At 64.3% G+C, this 1,281-nt stretch carries 1 protein-coding gene; it reads left to right on the top strand.

Annotation, left to right across the window (positions count from 1 at the left end; genetic code table 11):
* Positions 1–81: 81 nt before the first annotated feature.
* Positions 82–1,221, top strand: a complete 1,140-nt coding sequence (locus tag PQR54_RS38815; RefSeq protein ID WP_408255432.1) for an IS481 family transposase — start codon at positions 82–84, stop codon at positions 1,219–1,221.
* Positions 1,222–1,281 lie beyond the last annotated feature (60 nt).

Raw genomic sequence — 1,281 nt, 5'->3', positions numbered from 1 at the left:
GTGTATGGACCGGAGACATGGGTAACAGGTGTGCGGGGACATGGGTAACACTCTGGGCGAGCGAATCGCCTGGAGCCGGTTATGCCCTGGAACCCGAGAGACACCATGAATCTGCGTCTGGAGTTCGTTCAGCTGGCCTCGCAGGAAGGCGCCAACCGTCGTGAACTGTGCCGGCGCTTTGGCATCAGTCCGAAGACCGGCTACAAGTGGCTCGATCGCCACGCGCAGGGTGGCGCCACCGCGCTGACGGATCATTCGCGACGACCCCAGCAGAGTCCGGCACGCACGACACCGTCGGTCGAGCAGCGGGTGGTCGAACTGCGGCGGGCGCATCCGGCCTGGGGTGGACGCAAGATCAGCCGACGTCTGTGCGATCTGGGTCACACGGACGTGCCCGCTCCCAGCACTGTGACGGATATCCTGCACCGCCACGGGCTGATCGACCCGGCCGCTTCCGACGCCGCCACGGCCTGGCAGCGCTTCGAGCATGCGCAGCCCAACGATCTCTGGCAGATGGATTTCAAGGGCTGGTTCGACCTGCAGGACGGACGGCACTGTTCGCCACTGACCATGCTGGACGATCATTCGCGCTACAACGTGACACTCGATGCCTGCATCGGCACCGACACCCGGATCGTGCAGCATCATCTGGAGCGCACGTTCCGCCGCTACGGGCTGCCGCTGCGCATCAACGCGGACAACGGTTCGCCGTGGGGCAGCCCCAGCCAGCCGGGCCAGCTGACCGAACTGGCCATCTGGCTCATCCGGCTGGGCGTGCGACTGTCGCACAGCCGCGTGGCGCATCCGCAGACCAACGGCAAGGAGGAGCGGTTTCACCGCACGCTGAAGGCCGAGGTGATCGCCGGGCGCCATTTCAGGGACCTGCCCAGCGCCCAGCAGGCGTTCGATGAGTGGCGCCCGGTCTACAACCATCAACGCCCGCATCAGGCGCTGGATATGGCGACCCCGGGCACGCGCTATCGACCGAGTCCGCGCGCCTACCCCGAGATCCTGCCGCCGATCGACTACGGCGCAAACGACCACGTGCAGCGCGTGAAGTGGAACGGTGAACTACGCTTCAGGAACCGGCGATTCAAGGTATCGAATGCACTGCAGAACCTGCCCGTGGCGATCCGCGAGCGCGTCGGTGAAGAGAACTGCTACGACCTGTTTTTTGCGCATCACCGTTTTGGAACCATCAACCTGAACCAGCAGGAATGAGCGGATCATGTGTTACCCATGTCCCCGCACACCTGTTACCCATGTCTCCGGTCTATACAC

The organism is Paraburkholderia phytofirmans (genome assembly GCF_046028095.1).
Taxonomy (GTDB): domain Bacteria; phylum Pseudomonadota; class Gammaproteobacteria; order Burkholderiales; family Burkholderiaceae; genus Paraburkholderia; species Paraburkholderia phytofirmans_A.
Note: the sequence above shows the minus strand (reverse complement) of the source record. Positions and strands in the feature narration are given on the sequence as shown.

What these genes read in the sequence shown, in the direction of transcription:
- PQR54_RS38815 (WP_408255432.1), top strand. Translation starts at nt 82, where the DNA reads ATGCCCTGGAACCCGAGAGACACCATGAATCTGCGTCTGGAGTTCGTT.